This window comes from Paludisphaera sp. (genome assembly GCF_037189885.1).
Classification (GTDB): domain Bacteria; phylum Planctomycetota; class Planctomycetia; order Isosphaerales; family Isosphaeraceae; genus Paludisphaera.
Map to the genome: position 1 here is coordinate 12,984 of NZ_JBBCIR010000119.1, position 23,437 is coordinate 36,420.

Here is a 23,437-nt window from a genome sequence, read left to right on the forward strand (position 1 = left end):
CCGTCGCGCCGGAAACCGGGGTGCGGCGTCGGGCCGTTCCGCGTTATAGAATAGGACGCGGAGAACGGTAAGAGACGAGCGCGGAGGCGGTGATGTCCGGGACGAGTTCCGATGCATTCCTGAACGGCCAGGGGATCCCCGTCCCGCTGGCGCGGATCGACCAGACGCTGGAAGACCTCTGGGGCCCCGCCGCCGAGCGGGTCGGCGGCCCCGAGCTGGAGAACCCGACGGCCACCCGCGTCGTCCTGGCGAACCTGGTGGTCGAGCGGCTGACGCCCGAGGCCGCGTCGCTGCGCCCGGTGCTGGAGACGGTCCTGGAGCGTTTCCCCTGCCGCGCGATCGTGATCCGCGGCTCGGACGAGCCGGGGCGGAAGGTCACGGCCGAGGTCTCCGCCGTCTGCTCCCTCCCCGCCACCGGCGGCTCCCCGCAGGTCTGCTCGGAGCGCATCGTCCTGCGCGCCGGCCCCGAGGCGCTCGACCTGGTCCCCGCCGCGATCTGGCCGCTGCTGGAGACCGGGCTGCCGATGATCCTCTGGTGGACCACCGACCCCACGGCCCACGAGAAGCTCTATCGCGACCTGGCGGCCGAGTGCGGGCGCGTCATGATCGACCTGCCCGACCCCGGCACATCCGCCGCGGCGCTGAGGATGGCCCTAGACTCCGCCGCCGGCTCCTACCCGCGCGACGCCGTGTGGTACGGGCTGACCCACTGGCGCGAGCTGGTGGCCCAGCTTTTCGACTGCCCGATCCACCGCCGGACGCTCCGCCGGATCGACTCCGTGACGGTCGAGGCCGTCTCCCCGGACCCCACCTCCCCGCCCCGCCTCGCGCTCTGGATGGGTGCCTGGCTCGCGTCGCAGATCGGCTGGGAGCCGGAGGGGACTCCGGAACTGATCGCCGACGGCGACGGCTCCATCTTCCGCGCCTCGTTCCGCGGCCCCGTCGGCCCGGCGACCCTGGAGGCGCGGACGGGCCCGATGGGCGAGGGCCTCCCCGCGAGGCCCCGACTGGTCGGGGTCTCGCTCGGCGCCCACGGCGAGCATGGCCCCGAGTCGTTCCGGCTGCGACGCGACTCGCCCGCCTCGCCGGACATCCGGATCCACGCCGAGGCCGAGGACTACTGCCGCCTCCCGAACACCGTCCACGCCGACACGCTCGACGCCGCGGAGCGCGTGGGATCGGCGCTGGAGTTCTCGCGGATCGACCCGCCGTTCGAGAAGGCCGCCCCGCTCCTGCTCTGGCTCCTGGAGCACGCCCAGGCCCCGCGCCCCTGACCTACCGACCCGACCGCCCCCGCCGAGGACCGATCGCATGCCCGAAAGCCTCCCGAAGTTCGAACTGCTCAACCTCAGCATGGTGGGGGACGTGGCCGTGGCGCAGGTCATGGTCCACGAGCTGAAGTTCCCCGCCCAGGCCGAGGCCCTGTCTTACGAGCTGGGCCTGGTCGTGGGCCAGGACTGGGCGGCAAAGACGATCGTCGACCTGGGCCGGGTCGGCTACGTCGGCAGCACGGGCCACGCCGTGCTGGCCGGGGTGGTGAAGAAGGCGGCCCAGATGGGCCGGACCGTCAAGTTCTGCGGCCTCTCCCCCGACGTCCGCATCGGCGCCGACATCATCGGCCTCGCGCGCGTCGCCTCCATCCACGACACCGAGGCGGAGGCCCTCGCCGCCTTCGCCGAGCCGGCCCCGACCGGCCCGGAATTCACGTCGTGAACGCGAACGGCCGACGACCGGCGGCGCCTCGCGGGGACGGATAAACGTTCGTCCCTCCCACCAGGCGAGAGGGACGATGGAGGGGGGGGCGGACGTCGTCGGCCGCGGCCCCCCTTCCCCGCGTCAGCGCGCCGGGACGCTCGTGCAGGGGGTCTTGCGGTCGATGCGCTTGAGCAGGCCGGTGAGGACGCGTCCGGGGCCGACCTCGTAGAACGTGTCGAAGCCGTCGGCGATCATCCGGCGCATCGATTCGTCCCAGCGGACCCCCTGGAGGACCTGGGTCACGAGGATGCGACGGATCGCCTCCGGGTCGTCGTGCGGGGAGGCGTCGACGTTGGAGTAGACCGGGATCCGAGGGGCCTTCACGTCGACCCTCGTCAGGACCTCGGCGAGCTGCTCGTCGGCCGGCTTCATCAGCGGGGTGTGGAACGCGCCGGCGACCGCCAGGCGGACGACCTTCATCGCCCCCATCTCGGTCGCGACCCCCTCCACCTTCTCCATCGCCGAGACGTCGCCCGAGACGACGATGTTCCCCGGGCCGAGCATGTTGGCCTTCCAGATCCGGCCGTGGGGCTCGACCTTCGCGCACAGCTCGTCGACCCTGGCCTCGTCCAGGCCCAGGACGCTCACCATGCCCGAGGGGGACGCCTTGGACGCCGCCTGCATCGCCTGGCCGCGACGCCGGACGACCTCCAGGCCCGATTCGAAGTCCAGCGCCCCGGCGAACGTCAGGGCGGTGTACTCGCCCAGGCTCAGCCCGGCGGCGCCCTCGCACGCGGCGACGGCGTCCGGGTTGGTCGCCTTCAGCCCCTCCAGGGCGGCGAGGCTGGCGACGAAGATGGCCGGCTGCGAGACGTCGGTCGCCTCCAGGGCCTCGGCCGGGCCCTCCAGGCAGAGCTTGCGGAGGTCGAAGCCGAGGACCTCCGCGGCGCGGTCGAACAGGGAGCGGACGGCCGGCAGCTCGGCGTCAAGCTCGCGGCACATGCCGACGGCCTGCGCCCCCTGGCCGGGGAAAAGGAATGCAATCTTCGCCATGGTCTCCTCGCGGCGGTCGGTCAGGCGTCGGGGGACGGGGCGGCGGCGGGGGCGGCCCCGCCCGCGAGCCCCTCGATGATCTTCGCGTTGATGCGGTCGGTCGCCATCACGTTGGCGACGCGCAGGGCGTTCTTGATGGCGCGGGCCTTGGACGAGCCGTGGCAGATGATGCAGGCTCCCTTGATGCCCAGCAGCGGCGCCCCGCCGAACTCCTCGTACTCGAAGCGCGTCTTCAGCGCCTTGAGGCTCTGGCTCAGCTTCATGCCGACCTCCACGGGGAACTCCGGCAGCAGCCGGGCCATGTCCTCGCGGAGCGCGGAGAAGAGGAACTCGACGGCGCCCTCCCCCGCCTTCAGGAGCACGTTGCCGACGAAGCCGTCGCAGATGACCACGCGGACGTGGCCCTCGTAGATCTCGCGGCCCTCGACGTTGCCGACGAACCGGCCGGCCCAGGGGCCCTCCTCGAACAGCTTCCGCGTGGCGCGGGTCAGGTCGGTCCCCTTCTCCTCCTCGGAGCCCACGTTGAGGAGCCCGATCCGAGGCGCGGTCACGCCCAGGATCTCCTCGGCGTAGATGGAGCCCATCAGGCCGTACTGGTACAGGTCCTCGGCCTTGGGGGCCATGTTGGCGCCGACGTCGATGATGACGATGGGGCCCTGGTGCGACGGGAAGATCGCGGCGATCCCCGGCCGGCGGACGCCCGGCAGGAACATCTTGGCGCGCTCGCCGGCGAACAGGGCCGACGCCACCATCGCGCCGGTGTTCCCCGCCGAGACGATCGCCTGCACCTGCCCCGCGGCCATCAGGCCCCAGCTCTTGGAGATCGAGTTGTCGCGCTTCTTGCGGAGGGCCTCGACCGGCTTCTCGTCCATGCCGATCGCCTCGGCGGCGTGGAAGATCGGCAGGCGGTCGAGCGGGGCGTCCGGGGCCTTCTCCAGCTCGGCCTTGATCCTCGCCTCGTCGCCGACCAGGACCGTGACCAGCTCCCGGTCGTCGAGCACCGCCTCCACCGCGCCCGCGACGATCGGTCCAGGGGCGAAGTCCCCACCCATCGCGTCCAGGGCTATCCGCATCGAAGATCTCCGGGGGTTTTCCAGCAGGGTGGGCCGACGTCGAAACGACGACGGGATGCGGCGACTGGGGGCCGCGCCCAGTCCGCATCCCGATCGATGACGACCCCAGGCAAGCGGCCGACGACCCGCGCGGATCCCCCTCGACCCGCCCGCGATCGCATCAGCGCCGGCCAATTCGGTCCCCATCGTAAGGGGGAGGATCCGGGGCTGTCAAGCGGCCTCACCGGCGACGCGACGAGGCCCGGACGCGCGGGGCGACGGGGCCGAGTTCCACGCGAAACAGCCCGTCCGGGTCGAGCCGGCGGCGCGCGGCGTCGCGCACCTGGGCCGGCGAGACGGCCGCCACTCGGCCGGGCCAGGCGCGGGGCTCGTCCAGCGGCAGCCCGAGCCGCTCCAGGTCCACGAGCCGCTCGGCCCTCTGCTCCACCGTCTGCAGGTCGAACAGCGACGAGCCGGCGAGGTAGCGCTTCACCCGCTCCACCTCCTCGTCGGAGAAGTCCCCGGAGTGCATGGCGCGGACCTGCTCGGCGACGGCCTCCGTCACGCGGCCCGCCTCCTCGGGCATCGTGCCGGCGTAGACGCGGAACAGCCCCGGCAGCATGTCGGCCGAGTCGGTCGCGCCGCCGCCGATGCTGTAGACCAGCCCCATCTCGTCGCGGACGATCCGCCCCAGCCGGTCGGAGAAGCCGGGGCCGCTGCCGAGGATGTGGTCCAGGACCAGCAGCGCGTCGAAGTCCGGGTCGTGCCGGGCGACGCCGCGGTGCCCCATGACGATGTGGACCTGCTCCCCGGGGCAGGAGATTCGACGCGACCGCGGCCTGCCGCACGGCGGCAGCGGCGGCCACGCCGGGGCCGGCGACCCGGACGGCTCCCAGTCGCCGAAGCGGGCCGCGACCAGCCTCTTCAGCCGCGCGGGGTCGAATTCGCCGACCACCACGAGGAACGCGTTGTCCGGGGCGAAGTGGCGGCGGTGGTGCGCCAACACGTCCTCGCGCGTGAGCCGGTGCAGGTCGCGGACGCCGCCGCGGTGGTCGCGGGCCAGGGGGTGGTCGCCGTAGACCAGGCGGCGGAACTCCTGGTCGGCGCGGAACGCGGGGTCCTCGCGATCGGCCTTCAGCTCGGCGACCAGCCGGCGCTTGGTCCAGTCCAGCGCGTCCTCCGGGAAGGCCGGCCGGCGGACCACGTCGGCCAGGATCTCCAGCCCCAGCGCCAGGTCTTCCGACCGCGTCCGCAGGGCGCTCCAGGCGGTGCTCAGCTCCAGGGAGCCGCCGACGTCCTCGATCGCCGCGGCGACCTCCTGGGCGGACATCGAGGCGGTCCCCTCCTCCAGCATCCGGCTGGTCAGGGCCGCCGCGCCCGGGGCGTGCTCGCGGACCCATCCCCCCTCGACGTGGAAGTCGACCGCCGCCACGCCGACGCCCGGCCGACGCTCGTGGATCACGCGAAGGCCGTTGGGGAGCGTGAACCGCCGCGGGCGATAGTCGATCAGCTTCGGCCGCGGCGAGATCGGGGGCAGGGCGATGTCGGCGATCGTCGTCGGGGGCTCGGTCGGGAAGGCCGCCCGGCCGGGGGGGACGACGCGTCGGGGCGTCGCCGCTGGGGCCGCCGTCGACGGCGCCTCCTCGGTCCGCAGCAGCCAGCCGACGGTGAGCCTCGAATCCAGGAGATACCGGGAGGCGACCCGGCGGACGGCCTCGGCGTCGACGGCCAGAGCCGCGGCGTGCTCGGCCTGCCAGTCCCGCCAGTCGCCCCACAGGGCGGCCTCGCCGACGCCGCAGGCCAGGGCGAGCAGGTCTTCCTGGTCCCAGCGCCAGCCGGCCTCGAACCGATTGCGGACGCGGGACATCTCCTCGGCGGTCGGACCGCGCTCGATCAGGTCGTCGAGCAGCTCCAGGACGACGTCCTCGACCTCGGCCGGGTCGACGTGGTCCTCGGCGCCCTCGATCTGGACGAGGAACTGCCCCGCCCTCCTCCCCGCGCCGTGGCTGGCCTCGGCCCACGCCGCGAGGCGACGGTCCTCCACCAGGGTCCGCCAGAGCCGCGACCGCCGGCCCGCCGAGAGGACGTCGGCCAGCACGTCGAGCGCCGGGGCGTCGGGGTGCTGGGACGGGACGGTTTGCCAGCCGAGGAGGGCTCGCGGCTGCGTGTCGGGCTCGTTCAGGACGAAGTCGCGCCGGCCGACCTGCGGCGGCTCGTCTTCCTCGGCCTGGAGCCTCGGCGGCCCCGGCGGGATCGAGCCGAAGCGCTCCTCCACGCGGGCGATCACCCGGTCCGGGTCGACGTCCCCCGCGAACACCAGGACCGCCCCGTCGGGCCGGTAGTGGCGGCGATAGAACGCCTCCAGATCCTCGACGGAGATCGACGCCAGGTCGCGCGGCCACCCCAGCACCGGGTTGCGGTACGGGTGGCGGAGGAAGGTGAGGGCCTGGTGGGTCTGGTCGAGCCGGGACAGGGCCGACTCCGCGTCGCGGGCCCGCTCCTCGCCGACGACCTGGCGCTCGGCCTCGACCTCGCGGGGGTCGAAGCGGGCGGAGGTCATGCGGTCGGCCTCGACCTCCAGCGCCAGCTCCCAGCGGTCGGCCGGCAGGGAGAACCAGTAGTGGGTGCGGTCCTCGCCGGTGTCGGCGTTGGCCTGGCCGCCGGCGACGAACGCGAGCTGGTCGATGCTCCCCTTCGGGAACCGCTCGGTCCCCTTGAACAGCATGTGTTCCAGGAAGTGGGCGATCCCGGTCTTGCCCGGGGGCTCGTCGTACGAGCCGACCGGGTGGAAGAGGTCGCAGACCGCGATCCGGACCCCCTTCCGGGGCAGGACCAGGACCTTCAACCCATTGCCGAGGACCCGTTCGAACACGGGCTGGGAGCCGACCCGGGCCGGGGCGGAGCGCGACTTCAACCGACGAGCCATGTCGATGCGACCCTCTCCAGCCTGCGCGCCGAGGACCGGGCCGGCGCCGCCGGATGGGGGACGGGGGCCGACGACGATCCCGGAAGGGGCGGCCTGGCGTGGGCGTCCCCCCGCTCCGGCCCGCGGACGCACGCCATTGTAACACCCCAACCCCTCCCCCGCGCCCCCGGATCGACGCCCGGCCTCGCCCGAGATGGGCGGCGGTCGCCTTCCCCCTCGGCGGCCGCGCCGTCATGATGGGGAGCGGGGCCCGCGCCGCGCGGCGGGGCTCCACCGAGCAGGTCCGGAGGTGGTTGGATGCCCCGCTTGACGCGTCGCGGCCTGTCCTTGATCGAGCTGCTGGTCGCGCTCGCGGTCGTCGCGGCCGTCGCCACGCTGGTCCTCGCCGCCGTGATGCGGGCCCGCGAGGCGGCGAGACGCGCCCAGTGCGCGGGGAACCTCCGCAACCTGGCGCTCGCGCTGGGCAATCACCAGACGGCCCACAGGGTCTTCCCGGCCGGCGCCGGCGATCGATCATTCCTCTGGGCGTTGCTGCCGTACCTCGGCGACAAGACGCTCGCCGCGACGGCCATCGACGACCGCACGGCCGCCGTGCCGATCCCCGGGGTCTTCCTCTGCCCCTCGGACACCAGGCGGCCGGCGCCCATGGCCCGGTTCGCCGCCAACTACGCGGGCAACGCCGGCACGTTCGGCCGCGAGCCGGTCTCGGCGTGGGATGGCGTGTTCGGCGAGGCGCCGCTGGGGCCCGACGAGGTCCCCGACGGCCTGAGCGCCACCGCCGCGGTCGTCGAGTGGATCGTCGGCGAGGGCGACTCCGACGCCCCCTCGCGGCTGGGCTCCATCACGATCCTCGACGGCGAGTTCGCCGGCCCCGAGGCATTCGCTCGGTCGTGCGCCACGGCGATCCCGGGCCGCAGCGGGCCCGTCGCCGCCCCCTTCAAGGGCTCGTACTGGTTCCGAGGCCGGCTCGGTCATTCCCTCTACACCCACGCCCTCCCCCCCGGCCGCCCCTCCTGCCGCGCCGCGCCGGACCTCAACGCGATCACCGCCGGCAGCAACCACGGCGGCGGCGCCCACGTCCTGACCCTCGACGGCGGCTCGCGGTTCGTGCGCGACACGGTCGCCCCGGAGATCTGGCGAGCCCTCGGCACCCGCGCCGGCTCCGAGGCCGTCACGGTGGTCGGCCACTGATCGCCGAGGCCGCGTTTCACGGGAAACGGAGGATCCGCGTCTCGCCACGGCGCAGTTCGAGCGTCGGCGACGCGACGGGGCCGCCGTCCAGGGCGTCGACGATCTCCGCCTTGCCGGCCGGCGGGCGGACGGCGACGGGGCCATCCTGACTGGCGTGGAGCACCACGAACGGGCCGTTGGCGTACACGTTGCAGTCGACGTCGGAGTACAGGTGGGCCCCGGCCTTCCTCGCCGCCAGCCGGACCAGCTCCGACGTCAGCCCCGGCGGGCCGACGAACAGCGAGAAGCCGCGGCCGTCCGGCTCGCGGAGCGCGACGGCCGCGGAGCCGTCGGGGTATCGAGCCAGCACCTCGGCGTCGCGGGCGTCGGTCGCGGCGAACGTCGGGACCACCTGGCGGTCGACGCCGAAGCCCCTCGTTAGCCCGAGCGCCCGGCCGGCGGCGGTGGGCTCGCCCCATGCCCTCGCGGCGAGGCACGGCCGGAGGTCGAAGCCGGTCAGCTCGCGCATCGAGGGGGTCGAAGGCTCGTCGCCGTCGAACCATCCGGGGGCGTACGACCAGACCACCCCCTTGCCCCGCGTCGCCCGACGCAGCCCGGCGCGCCGGGCTTCCGTGAGGCTCCAGGCGTTGAGCACGACGTAGAGCTTCGCGTCCACCTTGCCGGCGATCACGTCGTCGACGAGGTATTGACCATAAGGGGCGCCGGAACGGGCGAGCGCGGCGCGGGCATCGTAGACGGCGGGCTTGCTGGCGATGTAGCCGTCGGCGGCGACCCGGAGCATGCTCTCCTCGTCGACCACCGCGGCGACCTCCGGGCGGTACGCGACGGGATCGCGCAGGAGGGGGATGTCGATCGCCTCCAGGCGACGCATCTCGGCCCAGAGGCGCGGGTCGTTGAACCAGCCGGTCGACCCCAGGTCCATCCACCAGGTCGCGAAGTTGCGGGTCGCCTGCTGGCCCACGTTGCGACGCAGGATTTCGATGGTCTCCTCCGGCGTGTCGACGCCCGCCTCGGCGCCGGGGAACGTGCTCCCGCGCGCCAGGTACGTCCGCGTGTCGTCCTCGACGAGCCACATCTTGCCGGCCAGGGCCACGCTCTCCGCGGCGGTCATCGCGGGGGCCGACCCGCCCAGGCCGCGGTCGAAGTACGAGATCGGCGAGCAGAGGATGTCGACGTCCGGCGAGGCCAGAACCTTCCGCAGCGCGTAGTGTCCGGAGATCGCCGGGCCCTGGCCGACGGCCCCGAACTCGAACAGGTAGCCGTAGAAGAAGACCACGAGCTTCCGCCCGCCGGACGCCTCGCGCGCCGCCTTCGCGAAGGCCAGCACGGCGTCGGCCATCGCGTCCTGCTGGAACGCCGACCAGTCGAGGATGGGCCTCTCGGTCTTCGGGTCGCGGAAGACGCCGCCGGGCGCGGCGTGCCGCGACGCGGGCGAGGGGACCCGAGCGGCGTCGAGGCTCGCGGCCGGGTCGTTCCACGCGAGCCGGAGCGCGGCGTCGTCGGCGTACCTCGTCCGCAGCCAGGCGCGCCAGGCGGCGAGGTCGGCCGGCGCGTAGCCGTTCAGGGGGCGTCCCCAGGTGTCCTCGTAGAACCATTCGCCCGTGTTCTGGCCGCAGGGATGGTAGCCGGCGACGCGGTCGCCGAACCGCTCCTCCAAATGCTCGATCAGGGCGCGGAGCCGCTCTGCGCCATCCTTGAGGTATCGCGGCGAGGCGGGGACGGCGAACTTGCGCGTGCCGTCTTCCCACTTCATGACGTCGCCGGGGTATCGGTCGGTCCACCACTTCGGCGGGTAGAGCCCCATGCGAGGCAGGAGCAGCGCGCGAGGGTTCACCCGCAAGACCTGCTCGCAAGCGGCGTCCACGGCCGACCAGTCCGCCGGCGCGCCGGGCTCGGGCCAGGGGGTGTCGATGGGGAAGCTGACGAAGTCGACGCCGACGTCGGCCGCCAGCCTGATCTCGGTCTCATACGGCCCCGGCGGGCCGCCGAGGTAGACGAACTGGGAGCCGGGGCGGTAGAAGCCGAGCGTCAGGTCGCGCGGGGCGCTTGAACGGGCCCACAGCGAGACCTCGTAGCGTCGGCCTTTTTGGAGCTTGAGGTTCGGCCGGTGGAAGACGTGGAAGTCGGGCCACGCGCCGCCGTCCCTCGGCTCGGTCAGGGTGATCCGGAGCCCGGCCGAGCCCCCCTTCCCCACGCCGTCCGCGACGGCCGGCGCCCCGACGGTGTTCTGGTCACCCGTCGGCCAAAACGTCCAGCGCGAGGCGAACGAGTCGGGGCCCGCCTCGAAGTCCTGCCGCGGGACGACATCGCGGCCGTCGTCCAGGTCGACCACGCGGATCTCGTCGATGTCGACCTCGCCGGGGATGGAGCCGCAGCGGACGTGGAACGTGCCGTTCTCGGCGTCGCCGGCCGCCGTGAACTGGAACCGGATCTCTCGCCCCTCGGGCCCGACGGCGATCGGCGCCGAGCCGGGGATCCCGAAGAACATCCGCGCCCGCGCCGGCTTGTCGTCCACGAAGATCCGGGGCACCCCATCCTGGACCTTCACCCGGACCGTCAGCCCGAACGTCGGCGTGGCGAGGATCGCGGCGAGGAGGAACGAACAGGCGGCGAGGCGGCCGAGGCGAGTCATCGGGGTGTGGCTCCAGGTGCGGGAGAGCGATCGTTGACGTTCTTCCCCCCTGGAGGGGGAAGACAGACCGCGAAGCGGTCAGATGAGGGGGAGCCCGCCCGCCGAGCGTTGGGGTTCGAAACCTGGCCCAGGTCGACGGCCGTGGCAGGCTCCCTCAAGCACCGAGAACCGTCTCGCTCGTCCCCCCTCATCCGGCCCCCCGGGCCACCTTCCCCCACCAGGGGGGAAGGCCGTGATGATGGCTCGCCCTGAAACGGTGGCGGGTGGACATCCAGGGCATCACGGCCGGTGCCTCACCCCGTCAGCGCTTCGAGCATGCTCTCGGGCGCGGCGGCGTATTCCAGCGGCTCCATGGTGTAGCTGGCGCGGCCCTGCGACAGGCTGCGGACGGCGGTGGAGTAGCCGAACATCTCCTTGAGCGGGGCGCGGGCGTCGATGACCATCAGCTTGCCCCGCGTCGAGGTGCGTTCGATCAGCGCGCGGCGGCTGGCCAGGTCGGCGGTGATGTTGCCCAGGTAATCGTCCGGGGTGACGACCTCCAGGCGCATGATCGGCTCCAGCAGGACCGGGCCGGCCTCCTCGATGGCGTTGCGCAGGGCGTCGGACGCGGCGAAGCGGAACGCCAGGTCGGACGAGTCGACGTCGTGGGCGTCGCCGTCGACCAGCGTGACCTTCAGGTCGACCAGCGGGTATCCCGTCTTGCCGCCCGACTTCGCCTCCTCGCGGATCCCGGCCTCGATCGCCGGGATGTACTCGTTGGGGATGACGCCGCCCTTCAGCTTGTTCACGAAGTGGACCGTCGGCGCCCCCTTGGGCTGGACCTCGGGCTCCACGTCGATCTTGATCTTGGCGTAGAGCCCCGTGCCGCCGGTCTGGCGGATGCAGGTCCCCTCGACCCGCTTGACCGCCTTCTTGACCGTCTCGCGGTAGCTGACGCGCGGGCGGCCGACGTGCACCTTCAACTTGAAGTCGCGCGTCATGCGGTTCTTCAGGATCTCCAGGTGCAGCTCGCCCATCCCGGAGATGATCGTCTGGCCGGTCTCCTCGTTGACCTTGAAGGCGAACGTCGGATCCTCGCGGGCCAGGGAGTTGAGCGTGTCGGAGAGCTTCCCCTTGTCGGCCGAGCTGACCGGCTCGATCGACATGCTGATGACGGTCTCGGGGAACTCGATGCGTTCAAGCAAGATGGGATGCGAGGCGTCGCAGAGGGTGTCGCCGGTCACGGCCTTCTTCAGGCCGACGACGCCGACGATGTCGCCGGTGAGCGCCTCGGGGATCTGCACGCGGTCGTCGGCCTGGATGTGGTACAGCCGCGAGCAGTTCTCCTTCTCCTCGCGCCCGGGGTTCAGCGGCCGGGTGCCCGCCTTCAGGACGCCGGAGTAGACCCGGACGAACGAGAGGTCGCCGTGGGCGTCGCTCGTGATCTTGAAGACCAAGCCGCAGAACGGCTCGCCCGGGTCGGGCTTGCGGACCTGCTCGGTCCCCTTCTTGGGGTGGATGCCGTCGATCGGCGGCATGTCCAGCGGGCTCGGCAGGTAGGCCGCCACGGCGTCGAGCAGGCGCTGGACGCCGACGTACTTGAAGCTCGACCCGCACAGGACCGGCTGCGCCCCGCCGGTCAGCGTGGCGCGGCGGAGGGCCTGATGGATCATCTCGGACGTCAGCTCGGCCCCGTCGAGGTGGGCCATGAACTGCTCGGCGAACGCCTCGTCAAACTCGGAGAGCGAGTTCAGCATCGTCTCGCGCCACGCCTCGGCGTCCAGCCGCAGCTCGTCGGGGATCTCGCGGACGGTGAACGTGGAGCCCAGGTCGGCGGTCTCGAAGAACAGGGCCTTCATCTCGATCAGGTCGATGAGCCCCTGGAACTCCCCCATCGACCCCTCGGGCCCCGCGCCGATGGGGATCTGGATGGGGATCGGGTGGCCGTCCAGGCGGTCCCGAATCTCTTCGAAGACCCGCTCGAACTCCGCGCCGATGCGGTCCATCTTGTTGACGAAGCAGATGCGCGGGACGTGGTACTTGCCCGCCTGGCGCCCGACGGTCTCGCTCTGCGCCTCGACCCCCTCGACCCCGGAGAAGATGACCACCGCGCCGTCGAGGACGCGGAGCGAACGCTCGACCTCGGCCGTGAAGTCGACGTGGCCCGGGGTGTCGATCAGGTTGATGGTGATCGGGTTCCCCGCCACGTCCTTCCACTTGCAGGTGATGGCCGCGGCGAAGATGGTGATCCCGCGCTCGCGTTCCTCGACCTGGTAGTCGGTGGTCGTGTTCCCCTTGTCGACGTCCCCCATCCGGTGGATCTCGCCCGTGTAGTAGAGGATCCGCTCGGTGGTCGTCGTCTTGCCGGCGTCGATGTGGGCGATGATCCCGATGTTCCGGATCCGGCGTAGTTGATTGCTTACGTCGTCGCTGGCCATGGTCGTCTCGTTCCGCGCTCGGCGATGGAGTGGGGGCGCACGCGGCCGGGTCGACCGCGAGGTGGTCTTACAGCTTACCGCGAGCGCGCGCCGGAATCAGCGCGAATGACCCGATGGGCGCGGCCTTCGACGCCGGGAGTCGCGCGGCCACGGAGGCCAAGCCGGGGTCTCGCGCGCGTTCCTGTCGCCCGGGGGTGGACCGCCAGGTCGCCACCAACGCGGACACGTCGCGCCACAGGCTCGACGAGACGTCGCGCGGTCCCCGGCCGGCGGCCGTGTCGAGGCATGCCTCCGGCGGCTCGCCCGTGGTGATCGCCAGCGCCGCCGCCACGATGCAGGGAGACCGGCTCATCCCCGCCCCGCAACACACCAGCGCGGGGATGCGTCGCGACAGCAGTTCGGCCACAGTCCGGATCGCCAGGGCCAGGTGGTCGGCCCGATTCCCGGCCCCGTCCGAGATCGGGACGCGGAAGTGGAGCAGTTCCCGGGGGAGCAGGATCGCCGGCTCCTCGACGGCGAGCTGGACCACGGCCCGGATGCCGGCCTCGTGGAGCCGGGCGAAGTCCCGCCCGTCGCCGGCGTGGCCGATCCAGACGGGATGGGGAACCGCCTGCCTCATGGTCGCCTCGCGATCGAGGGGACGCCGCCGCGCCCTCGGCTCAGGAGCCGCGCCCGGCCGGCCCGCCCCCCGCCGGCCTCGTCTGGTAGGTCCTCAGGTACTTCTCGTACTCCGGGTCGAGCGGCCGGGCGGCGTCCGGGTCGGCGAAGGGGTAGGCGGGCATCCCGCGCCACGGCAACGGGCCGACGTCGTCGCTGCCGGCGGTGAACGGGTCGGCGTCCTTGCAGTAGCCCACGGAGCGAAGGACGTAACTCCGGCTCCAGCCCTCGGGGAGCGGCGGGACCGAGTCGGCGGCGAACTCGACGCGCGCCTCGTCGCCGGGGCCGACCACGCACAGGAGGTCGTCGTCCGCGCGCAGCAGATCCGCCACGTCTCCGAACCGGGTCAGCATCCCCGACATCCGGGCCAGCGGCGCGGGGTCGACATACTCGTAGTCGTACATCAGCGGGAGCCGGCCGTCGGGCGAGACCTCGCGCGTGTAGCCGCGCGGGCCCAGCACGGCCCGCGCGACCGGGAGGCTGGCGACGCGCAGGGTCCGTTCCGCCTCCGCGTCGCGGACGGCGATGAACGCCCGGTCGTAGTAGCATTCCATGTTCGTGCGGATCCGGAGCACGCAGCGAGGCCCGGTCAGCTTGCCGGTCAGGTCCAGCGTCGTCATCCGGGGAAGCCCCGCGGGATAGCCGGCGTGGGGCTCGATCGTCTCCCAGGCGCCGTCGTCCCGAAGCCGCTCGATCGCCGGGGGCGACAGCGAGACGCCCGCCGTGGCGGCGGCGTAGTTGGTCTGCGAGTACGGGTACTCCACCCACCCCGCGAGCGTCAGCAGCAGCCCGTCGTCGGCGCCGAACCGGGCGAGGCGGTCGCCGAAGTCCAGGACGATCCCGTGCTCCTCCGCGTACCCGACCCACGACGAGAGCCGCGCGAATCCGTCGACCGTCACGCGGTCCCAGGCCTTCAGCGCGTCGGTGACGTCGGCCCCCTTCAGGTCGGTGGCGCGGACGGGCTCGATCGCCTCGCGCCAGGCGCGAAGCTCGCCCGTGGGCCGGGTCCCCGCCGGGGCGAACCGCTCGTCCAGGGCCACGGAGACGCCGGGCGGCCGGTCGATCACGTCCAGGGTCAGGTGGTCGAGGTACGCGACCTCGTCCATGGGCTCGGTGATCGAGATCCGGAAGACGCCCGCCTCGGCCCGGAGCTGGTCGTCGGCGATGGCGACGGCCTCGTCGCGGTCGGGCTGGCCGTAAACCCCCGGCGCGACCAGGTAGCCCATGCCGCCGCCGCCGAGGAAGTCGCCCATGCAGACGAAGCGCTCGCCGTTCCACGTGAAAAGCACCGGGCACGAGCCCGTCTTGCGGTTCCGCTCGGCCAGGGGGACGCGCTGGTCGGCCGCGATGTTCAGCTCGGCCTGCATCACGCCGTCGGGCCAGTGGACGTGGACGACGTCGGCCGTCGGGCGGTCCTTCAGGCCGAACACGACCGGGCCGGGCGCCGAGCCGGTCCCCGTGTCGGAGCCGCCGTGGAAATGGACGGCGTCCACCCCTCGCGCCTGGATGGAGACTCGGGCACCGACGGCGTGGGGGTTGGTCCGCATCAACTCGGGCTTGACCCGCCAGCGCCCGGAGAGGTCCAGCGACAGCCAGCGGTTCCCGCTCCCGAGGTTCGTCGCCACGGCCGGCGCCTCGCCGGGCGAGACGACGAGGAGGTCGGGCAGGGGGTCGCCGGCCAGGTCGACGACCGCCAGGCCGTCGGGGAACTCCGCGAGGATCGGCGGCTCGGCCACCCTCAGCCGGGTCCGCTCGTTGCGGGCCCACATCACCGGCGGCGTCGACCGCCCCCCCTCAGCCCGGGCGAGCAGGCCGACGAGGTCGAAGCGGCCGTCGAGGTCCACGTCGGCCGCGATCGCCGTCCGCCACTCGCGCGCGTTGTTGGCGAACGGTTCGAAGGTCGGGACAAGGTCCGCGGCGGGCGCCCTCGCGGTCGTGTTCCGCCAGATCGCCAGCGACCCGGAGGCCGACGGGGCGACCAGGTCGGGACGGCCGTCGGCGTCGATGTCCACCACCGCCAGGCCCGAGGCGGCCGGCGCGGTCATCCCGCCGATCGGCTCGGCGCGGAAGCGGCCCAGGCGGTCGTTGAGCACGGCCAGCGGGGGGGCGTCGTCGGAGGTCAGGATCAGGTCGAGGTCGCGGTCGCCGTCGAAGTCGGCCAGGGCGACCCCGGTGTGCCGGCGGGCCTCGCCCCCCAGCGCCGGCTGCTCGGGCCAGGGGACCAGGGCGATCGAGAGGCCGGCGGTCGGCGTCACGTTGTCGGCCGTGGCGAGCGGCGTCCACGCGGGCTGGGGCTTGCCCGGCAACGCGGGGGGCACGCCGTCGTTCCGCCAGGCGAAGTTCGGCATGCCCGGCGGCGACTCGACCCCTTCGCGGAGGGCGTCGCCGGCGCGGTCGGCCGTGGTGAAGTTCACGACGTAGAGGTCCAGGTCGCCGTCCTGGTCCAGGTCGAGCCAGCGGGCCGTCAGCGACAGCGCGAGGGGGGCGTCGGCCGGGAGGGGCGGCGTCACGTCCTCGAACCGGACGCCGTCGACGTTGCGGAGCAGGCGGCCCTCCAGGCCGGTCAGGTAGAGGTCGACGCGTCGGTCGGCGTCGAAGTCGCCGGCGGCGACCCCCGTGCTGGCGCGGTCGTCCGGCAGGCCGAAGGCGGCCGAGACGTCCTCGAAGCCGCCTTCCCCCCTGTTGAGCAGGAGCGCGTCGCGCGGGCCGTTGGGGCCCACGACGGCCGCGGTCAGGTAGAGGTCGGTCAGGCCGTCGCCGTCGGCGTCGAACGCCGCGACCCCGGCGCCGAACCGGGCGCGGACGCGGTCGATCGCCGCGAGGTCCCCCGCGAAGTCGTCGGGCACGGCCCAGCGGCAGCCGTCCGGGAGCTTGACGTCGAGCGCCACCGGCGAATCGAAGTGGGGGACGGCGGGCCGCTCCTCCTCCAGTTCCTGGAGCCGTTCGAGCTGCCGTTCGGCGGGGAGATAGGGATCGAGTTCGATGTCGGGGGGCGCGGCGGGAGGGACCCCGGCGGTGATGGAGCCATAGCGGCCCATCTCGCCGTAGGAGGTCTCGACGATGTCCCCCACACCGGGGCTGAGGCCGGGGCGATCGGTGTCGAGCTGTCGCCACCTCGTCAGGATCTCGCGCTGCTTCTCCGGCTCGCCGGCCATGCGGTAGGCGAAGGCCAGCGGGTACAGGGCCGACGCCAGGTTCGGGTTGATGTCGAGCGCCCGGGTGAGCAGGGTGATCTTCCTCTCGGCCTCGGCGGGGCCGACGGGGAGCGAGGGGTCCTGGGCGTTCACCACCGTGTTCGCCGCCCAGAGCCACGAGGCGGCGTCGAGCGGGTCGATCTCCGCGACCTTCAGGAACAGGGGGTGGGCCTCGGCGGGCCGGCCGAGCTGGGCCAGGATGATCCCCTTGTTGAACAGCGCCCGGGGGTCGTCGGGCGAGTACGCGAGCACCCCGTCGAGCAGTTCCAGCGCCTCGTCGAAGTTGGACGCGGCCTCCTCGCCGTCGCCGGACTTCTTCGATTCCTCCTCCTGGAGCCCGCCGTCGTTGAGCAGGGCGATCGCCAAATTCACCGCGCCGGCGCGCCAGTCGGGGGCCAGCTCGTGGACGTCGCGGAAGGCGGCGGCGGCCTTGCGATACTCATACTGCTCCATCAGCCCGAGCCCGCGGAGGTGAGCGGCGACGACCGCGTCGAAGTACTCGGGCGGGATCGCGTCCCGCGGCCCCTCGGGCGCCGCGACCGGCGCCGGCGGCGGCTCGACCTCCGGCGGGGCCTCCGCCCGGCCGCAGCCGATCAGCAGGAAGGCCGGGACGATCAGCCAGGGACGCGAGGATGCGGGGCGCATGGTGCGACTCATGGGGGCTGGGAGACGCGCGCGGCGAGGGCCGCGGCGGTCGATCGATCGCTAGGGCGGGCCGCGCGGGCTACCTCGGCAGGCCCTTGCCCTTCGGCGGCTCCTTCGGGATCTCGGACGGTTCCTCGCCGCCGCCGCATCCGGCGGACAGGAGCGAGAGGACGACGGACGCGAGCATCAACCAGCGGAGCATCTTAGCGCGACCCCCCGCCCGGCGGCCGATCATCGGGCCGGGCGTGGAGATCACTATACGCGCCGTGGCGTAGCTGCGAAAGCATGTGATGGCCCCTCCGACGCCCGCGCTCGGCCCGGAGCGCGGCCAGGTCGATCGGGCCGACGACGATCTTCTCGCCGGGGCCCGGGTCGGCCTGCGAGAGGATCCGGCCGTCGTAGTCGACGATCATGCTCCCCCCCGGCCAGGAGAACGGCGGGTAGTTCGCCAGCGACGCCCCCTGGTTCGACGCCACGACGTAGGCCAGGTTCTCCACCGCCCGCGCCCGGTTGAACAGCGTCCACCAGTCCATCGGCGGGGTCGCCCCCCAGGGGTCCATGTACGCGGAGACCCGGATCAGCACCTCCGCGCCGGCCAGGGCCAGGGCGCGGATGGCCTCGGGGAACAGCCAGTCGTAGCAGATCGCCGCGCCCAGGCGGCCGATCTCCGTCTCCACCACCGGGAAGAGCGGCTCGTCGTAGCCGGGCAGGTCGGCCGGGCTGGCGTGGACCTCCCACGGCAGCCAGGGGTTCACCTTGCGGTAGCGGGCCAGGACCCCGTCCGGGCCGATCAGGCAAGTCGTGTTGAAGACCGCGTCGGGATACCTGGGGTCGGCCTCCAGGAACGTCCCGGTCTGGATATACACGCCGCGCTTGCGCGCCCTGGCGACGTAGCGGTCGGTGTGCTCGTTGGGGATCGGCACGGCGAGCTTGTCGCGCAGCTCGTCGACGGTCGCGTACCTCGGCGGGCTGTGGGCGAACTCCGGGAAGACGACCAGGCGGACGTCGAAGAACGGCGAGTAGCCGACGACCGCGTGGTCGACCATCTCCAGCATCCGGTCGACCCGCTTCGGGATCTCGTCTCGCGAGCGAGGGGAGGGGAAGTCGGTCTGGCACGCGGCGGCGTAGTAGCGTTCGATCACGGTCGCGCGGGGACCTCATCGGCGGGGGGTTGGAACGGGTCGGCGCCGGGCTCGGGCCCCCGGGCCTGGGGCTCGGGATCGGGCTCGCGGAGCCGGGCGGCCTCGAGGAACGCGGCGAGCGCGACGTCGGGCCGGCGGTTGGGGTCGTCGAGCCGACGGAAGACGTCGGCCCCCCGCCCCTCGCGACGCGACAGGAACCACTGGGCGCCCAGCACCAGCCAGGCGTCGCGGTCGAGCGGCTCCTTGTGCAGGTGGGCCTCCAGCCGGGCGACATGCCGCGCGAAGTCGGCGGGCTCGGAGTAGAGCGACTGGACGTCCCGCGCCGTGGCGATCCAGCCGGGCTCGGCGGTCTCGGCCTCGCGCAGGAAGTCGGCGGCCTCGCCGTAGCGCCCGCGGGAGAGCGCCACCTGGGAGAGCCGCGCTCGGGGCGTCGCCGAGAACGGGTCGAGCCTGGCCGCCTGCTCGTAGCGCTCCTCGGCCCGCTTGAGGTTGCCGGCCCGGAACAGGCGGTCGCCGTAGGTCGTCAGCAGCTCCGCCCGCTCGCGGTCGGCCTTCTTCACGACCTTGGTGGGGGCCGTCGCCGGGACCGGACGCACCAGGCCGGGGGGCGGGGGCGGGAGCGTCGGCCGGCTCGCCGGCGCGATCATCACGACGGGGGGCGCGGGGCCGAACGGGAGGTGGAGCGTGGGGATCACCCGGCCGTCCGGCGTCCCCCGGACGGTGTAGTACGGCTGCCACCAGCGTCCCCATCCCGACGAGACGGCCGCGGGGACCCTGGTCGGGTCGCCCCCCTTGTCCTCGCCCGAGCCGGCGCCCGGAGGGGCGCTCCCCGTCGCGCCCGAACCCGACGACTGGCCCCGCGCGACGGACGCGGGGGCGATGAGGGATGCCCCGACGATCAGCGCGGCGAGCGGCTCGATCCTCGTCATCACGTCGCCTCCTCCCTGGGTGCCGGCCCGTCTCGGTGCACGCGTCGACGTATTATCGCAACCGCGCGCGGGGGAGGGAACAGCGATCCGCGCGGCTCGGGTTGGGCCGCGTCGGATTCAACGTCAGCGCCGGCGGGCCAGGGGGCCCAGGGTGCCGAAAAGGGACGGGTCGGGGCCGAGGTCCGGGCGGGATCGGAACGCCGGGTGGTTCGGGTCGAGCTGGAGGTCCGAGGGCTCCACGCGCCCGGGACGAGGCCGCCCCAGCAGCCGGACGCTGGGCGCGGAGGAGCCGGGACGCGGCCCGGTCACGTCGCGGACGTGGTCGGTCCCCCAGAGGTCGACCCACTGGGAGACGACGTCGCGGTTGCGGTTGGGCAGCGGGCCGTCGCCGCCGGCCGCGAAGCCCCAGGTCTCGACGGCGTCGCGGTCCTGCCGCCAGAAGATCCGGCCCTGCGCGAAGTCCTCGGCGTCGGCCCGGCAGAGGACGCTCTCCCTGGGCGTCCGCTCGGAGAGGTCGACGTAGGCCGTGTCGGAGCTGGCGACGAGCCAGGGGCGATCCGGCCCCGGCGCCTCGCCCGGCCAGGCGCCCACGCGCACGGCGGCCGCGCCCGTCGCGATCGTGCAGCCGTCGATCCTCAGGTCCGCGAGGAACCGAGAGCGGGCGACCCGCGACGGCGTCAGCGTGATGGCGTCCCCGCGCGCCCCGATCGCGGACCCCGACAGGGACACCACCCCCATGCCCACCTCGGCGTGGAGGGCGTCGCCGGTGGTCGCCAGGACGCACCCTTCCAGGACGCAGGCCGGGCGATCCGCGGGGCCGTCGAGCGGGCTCCCGTCCGGCGGGGCGTGCCTCGGGCGGGTCGTCGGTGCCCGGAAGGAGACGAGGACCGGCGGCCGATCCATCCCCCCCGGGACCGACAGCTCGCAGCCTCGGAGGGCGAGCGAGCCGTCCTCCGCGAGGATCAGCGACTCGACCGCCGTCGGCGCTTCCACGCGGAGGCGCATCCCGGTGATCGCCAGCCAGCCGCCGTCCGCGATGAACAGGGCGTCGCCGGTCGCGTCCGGCGCGGGCTCGAAGGTCAGGGGGGGGCGTTCCGGCTCGCCCGGGTTGTCGACGGGGGGGGGCGGGGGCTGCTCGACGCGGATCTCGAGCGTGGAGCCGCGGGCCAGCCGGACGGGCGAGATCGGCCGCGCGCCCGAGCCGACGACGCGGACGCGCAGCCGGCCGTCGGGCTCGGCCGCGTTGGCCCGGAGGAACGCGCCCAGGTCGCCCCCCCAGGGCCCCGGCGCGTCGGCGTCGAAGGTCAACTCGCCGATGGTCTCGGCGGGGCCTCGCGGCGCGGCGATCGTCGGGGCGGCGGGGGGGGCGAAGCCGAACAGCGTCCGCGACTTCAGGTACGACCGCGGTTCGGCGACCCCGTCGAGGAGCCCCTCCCAGCCGGCGGCGACCGGCCGGAGCGCGGACGGCGCGATCTCGGCGATCCACGGCGTCGCCGGCCATTCCGCCGGGGCCTCGCGCGACGACTCCGATTCCCCGTTCCACGTGGAACGGAACGCGGCCAGCGCGCGCGAGCGGACCTCGTGGTCTGGCCCGGTCGAGTAGAAGCCCAGCCAGCCGGCGAACAGGTTGCCGGCCCCGGTCCAGTCGAGCTGCTGGTCCAGCGCGGCCGAGGGGGTATCGCTATGGATCAGGCTGGCGATCCCCGGCCCGCCGATCCGGCCGAACACCGTGTCGAACGCCTTCACCGCCAGCCGTTGCGAGGTCGCGTCCGATTTCGGCCCCCCCGCCAGGTCGATCATCGGCCCCCGGCACGCCAGCGCCGAGCCCACCAGCGACAGCGCGTGCCGCGGCTGCGGCAAGGCGTCCAGCGTCCGCGCGATCGCCCCGTCGGACGCCAGCACCGACCGCAGGGCCACGACCTCCGCCCGGCCCGCCCCCAGCTCCAGCAGCGTCGAGACGTCCCCCCGGATCAGGCAGTCCTCCAGGCGGACCCGCGAGGTCCGCGACGCGCCCCCGTCGGAGCGGAGGAACGCGAACGGGGCCTTGAGGGGGTTGTAGATCGTGACGGTGCAATCCCGCAGGGTCAGGTCGCCGCCGGCCAGGCGGAACAAGGCGTCCTGGTTGATCCCCAGGTCGCGCACGTTCACGACGATGTCCAGCGACTCCAGGATCAGGCTCCGGCCCTCCAGGTTGAAGACCCCCGGCAGCGAGCGCACCGCCTCGTCCCGCGCCCCCTCGATCCGAACGACGGCGCGGTAGCCGGGCCGCGAGCGGATGATGCGGGCCTCGCCGGGGATCCGCGTGTCGCCGAGCGTGAACGGCCCGACGTCCGCGATCTCGACCACGCCGCGGGGGACGTCCAGCGCCTGGCGGAGCGTCGAGACGGCCCCGGCGTCGCGGTCGTCCGGGGCGCGCCGGACCACCGTCCGGGGGCCATCCACCTCCAGCGGGATCGGCTCGCGAGCCCAGGGGGGGAGGTAGGCGGCCAGGATCCCCGGCGCGTACTCTTTCCTCGGCACGCGATGAGTCGGCGAGTCCGCGGGCTCCCGCCACGCCGCGGCCGGCTCCGTCGCCGCGGCGGGCGCGGCGACCGGCCCGTCCGGTTCCGGCGCGGGGCTGGGCGCCGCGCCCGGATCGGGACGGGGCGGGGGGGGCTGCGCCGGGCGCGCCGGCTTGGGGACGTCGGGCACCGGATCGAAGGTGGGGAACGGCCGGATGATCAGGTCCAGGCCGATAACCGCCACGATCACGATCGCCCCGATGATGACGCAACGCCAGATCCACGCGTCCTCGGGCACGTCCGACCACCCTCGCCGCGACATGGGCGCGGGCGCGAATGAGCGGGCGACCCCCCCGGCCGGGGCGAGCGGCCGGGGGGGCGCGGGCTCTTCCTCCAAAAGATGGTCCGCGAGCGTGGCGAGGGAGATCTCCGGCATCGGGGGGCCGACGGCCGCCGGCGGCAGGGGCCGGCCGCGCGTGGGCCCGCCGCTCCGCTCCTCGTCGATCGGGACCAGCGCGACGCTCGACGCGTCCGGGGCGCCGATCCCCTGGAGGGCCGAGATCAGCTCGCGATAGCTCGCGTGGCGGTCCTCCGGCTTCTTGGCCATCATCTTGCGCAGGACCACGCCGAGCCCGGGGGGGAGGTCGGGCCGCGCGGCCAGGACATCGGGCACCGGGGCGCGCGCGTGACGGGTCAGCTTCTCGGTGATGTCGCCGCCGGGGAAGGGGGGGAGGCCCGTCAGCAGGTAGTGGAGCGTGCAGCCCAGGGAGTAGATGTCGCTCTGGAAGCTGGTCGCCCGGCTGTCGCGAGCCTGCTCCGGCGCCATGTAGTCGACCGTGCCGACGGTCGTCCCCTCGCGGGTGACGCGCTCGTCCTCGGCCTCGGGGCGCAGGGCCAGGCCCAGGTCGATGATCTTCGCCTCCCCCTCGGGCGTCCGCAGGATGTTCGACGGCTTCACGTCGCGGTGGATCACGCCTCGGGACGCCGCGTAGTCCAGCCCGCGCGCCACCTCGACGATCAGCCCCACCGCCTCGTCGAGGTCGAGCGGGCCCTGCTGCTGGACGTAGTCGTGCAGGTCGCACCCCGGGACGTACTCCAGCACCAGGTAGAAGCGCCCGTCGTCGCTGCCCCGGTCGAAGATCTGGACGATGCTGGGGTGCTGGAGGTCCGCGGCGCTGCGGGCCTCGGCGACGAACCGCTTGAGGATCGTCTCGTTCCGCGCCTTGTCGGTCGGCAGGACCTTCAGCGCGACCTCGTGCCCGGTCTCCAGGTGGACTGCGCGGTAGACCGAGCTCATCCCCCCCGACCCCAGCGGGTGGAGGACGCCGTAGCTGCCGATCCGGAACCGATAGGGCTCCAGGCTGGTCGATCTCGCTTCGGCCATGTGAACCCTCGGCCAACCC

General features: G+C 73.5%; 14 protein-coding genes. 3 read left to right on the forward strand and 11 right to left on the reverse strand.

The genetic code is table 11. From position 1 onward, the window contains the following. Positions 1-92: 92 nt before the first annotated feature. Complete coding sequence (locus WG209_RS25035; RefSeq protein WP_337177847.1) at positions 93-1,274, forward strand: glucose-6-phosphate dehydrogenase assembly protein OpcA; 1,182 nt, start codon at positions 93-95, stop codon at positions 1,272-1,274. A gap of 37 nt (positions 1,275-1,311) precedes the next feature. Continuing rightward, positions 1,312-1,713 carry an STAS domain-containing protein gene (locus WG209_RS25040; protein WP_337177848.1) on the forward strand — a complete coding sequence of 134 codons (402 nt, stop codon included), beginning with the start codon at positions 1,312-1,314 and terminating at the stop codon, positions 1,711-1,713. Positions 1,714-1,836: 123 nt separating this feature from the next. Here WG209_RS25040 and fabD read toward each other — a convergent pair whose 3' ends face one another. The 3 genes from fabD to WG209_RS25055 form a co-directional block, all read right to left on the reverse strand. After that, positions 1,837-2,748, reverse strand: coding sequence for an ACP S-malonyltransferase (gene fabD / locus WG209_RS25045; RefSeq protein ID WP_337177849.1), 912 nt, complete (start codon positions 2,746-2,748; stop codon positions 1,837-1,839). A 20-nt stretch (positions 2,749-2,768) separates the two neighbouring features. After that, positions 2,769-3,821, reverse strand: a complete 1,053-nt coding sequence (plsX, locus tag WG209_RS25050; RefSeq protein ID WP_337177850.1) for a phosphate acyltransferase PlsX — start codon at positions 3,819-3,821, stop codon at positions 2,769-2,771. A gap of 220 nt (positions 3,822-4,041) precedes the next feature. Then, a complete protein-coding gene (locus WG209_RS25055) occupies positions 4,042-6,726 on the reverse strand; it encodes a pitrilysin family protein (RefSeq protein WP_337177851.1) in 2,685 nt (894 codons plus the stop codon). A 297-nt stretch (positions 6,727-7,023) separates the two neighbouring features. Between WG209_RS25055 and WG209_RS25060 the strand changes: the two genes are divergently transcribed. Then, positions 7,024-7,917, forward strand: coding sequence for a DUF1559 domain-containing protein (locus WG209_RS25060; protein WP_337177852.1), 894 nt, complete (start codon positions 7,024-7,026; stop codon positions 7,915-7,917). A gap of 16 nt (positions 7,918-7,933) precedes the next feature. On the opposite strand, the gene WG209_RS25065 is transcribed toward WG209_RS25060, so the two are convergent. The 8 genes from WG209_RS25065 to WG209_RS25100 all read right to left on the reverse strand — a co-directional run bounded on the left by WG209_RS25065 (position 7,934) and on the right by WG209_RS25100 (position 23,418). Continuing rightward, the gene (locus WG209_RS25065) at positions 7,934-10,549 is read right to left on the reverse strand and encodes a beta-galactosidase (protein WP_337177853.1); all 2,616 of its coding nucleotides are present in this window, start codon (positions 10,547-10,549) and stop codon (positions 7,934-7,936) included. A 293-nt stretch (positions 10,550-10,842) separates the two neighbouring features. Next, positions 10,843-12,966 carry an elongation factor G gene (gene fusA, locus WG209_RS25070; protein ID WP_337177854.1) on the reverse strand — a complete coding sequence of 708 codons (2,124 nt, stop codon included), beginning with the start codon at positions 12,964-12,966 and terminating at the stop codon, positions 10,843-10,845. Positions 12,967-13,033: 67 nt separating this feature from the next. Then, positions 13,034-13,585, reverse strand: a complete 552-nt coding sequence (locus tag WG209_RS25075) for a dual specificity protein phosphatase (protein ID WP_337177855.1) — start codon at positions 13,583-13,585, stop codon at positions 13,034-13,036. Positions 13,586-13,625: 40 nt separating this feature from the next. Then, positions 13,626-17,462, reverse strand: coding sequence for an FG-GAP-like repeat-containing protein (locus WG209_RS25080; protein ID WP_337177856.1), 3,837 nt, complete (start codon positions 17,460-17,462; stop codon positions 13,626-13,628). 79 nt (positions 17,463-17,541) lie between these two features. Beyond that, positions 17,542-17,664 (reverse strand): hypothetical protein, encoded by a 123-nt coding sequence (locus WG209_RS25085; protein WP_337177857.1) that lies wholly within the window; start codon positions 17,662-17,664, stop codon positions 17,542-17,544. Position 17,665: 1 nt separating this feature from the next. Further along, the gene (locus WG209_RS25090) at positions 17,666-18,604 is read right to left on the reverse strand and encodes a nitrilase-related carbon-nitrogen hydrolase (protein ID WP_337177858.1); all 939 of its coding nucleotides are present in this window, start codon (positions 18,602-18,604) and stop codon (positions 17,666-17,668) included. Continuing rightward, a complete protein-coding gene (locus WG209_RS25095) occupies positions 18,601-19,533 on the reverse strand; it encodes a tetratricopeptide repeat protein (RefSeq protein WP_337177859.1) in 933 nt (310 codons plus the stop codon). Before WG209_RS25095 ends, WG209_RS25090 begins: the two co-directional genes overlap by 4 nt. 123 nt (positions 19,534-19,656) lie before the next feature. Then, positions 19,657-23,418, reverse strand: a complete 3,762-nt coding sequence (locus tag WG209_RS25100) for a serine/threonine-protein kinase (protein WP_337177860.1) — start codon at positions 23,416-23,418, stop codon at positions 19,657-19,659. Positions 23,419-23,437: the final 19 nt, after the last annotated feature.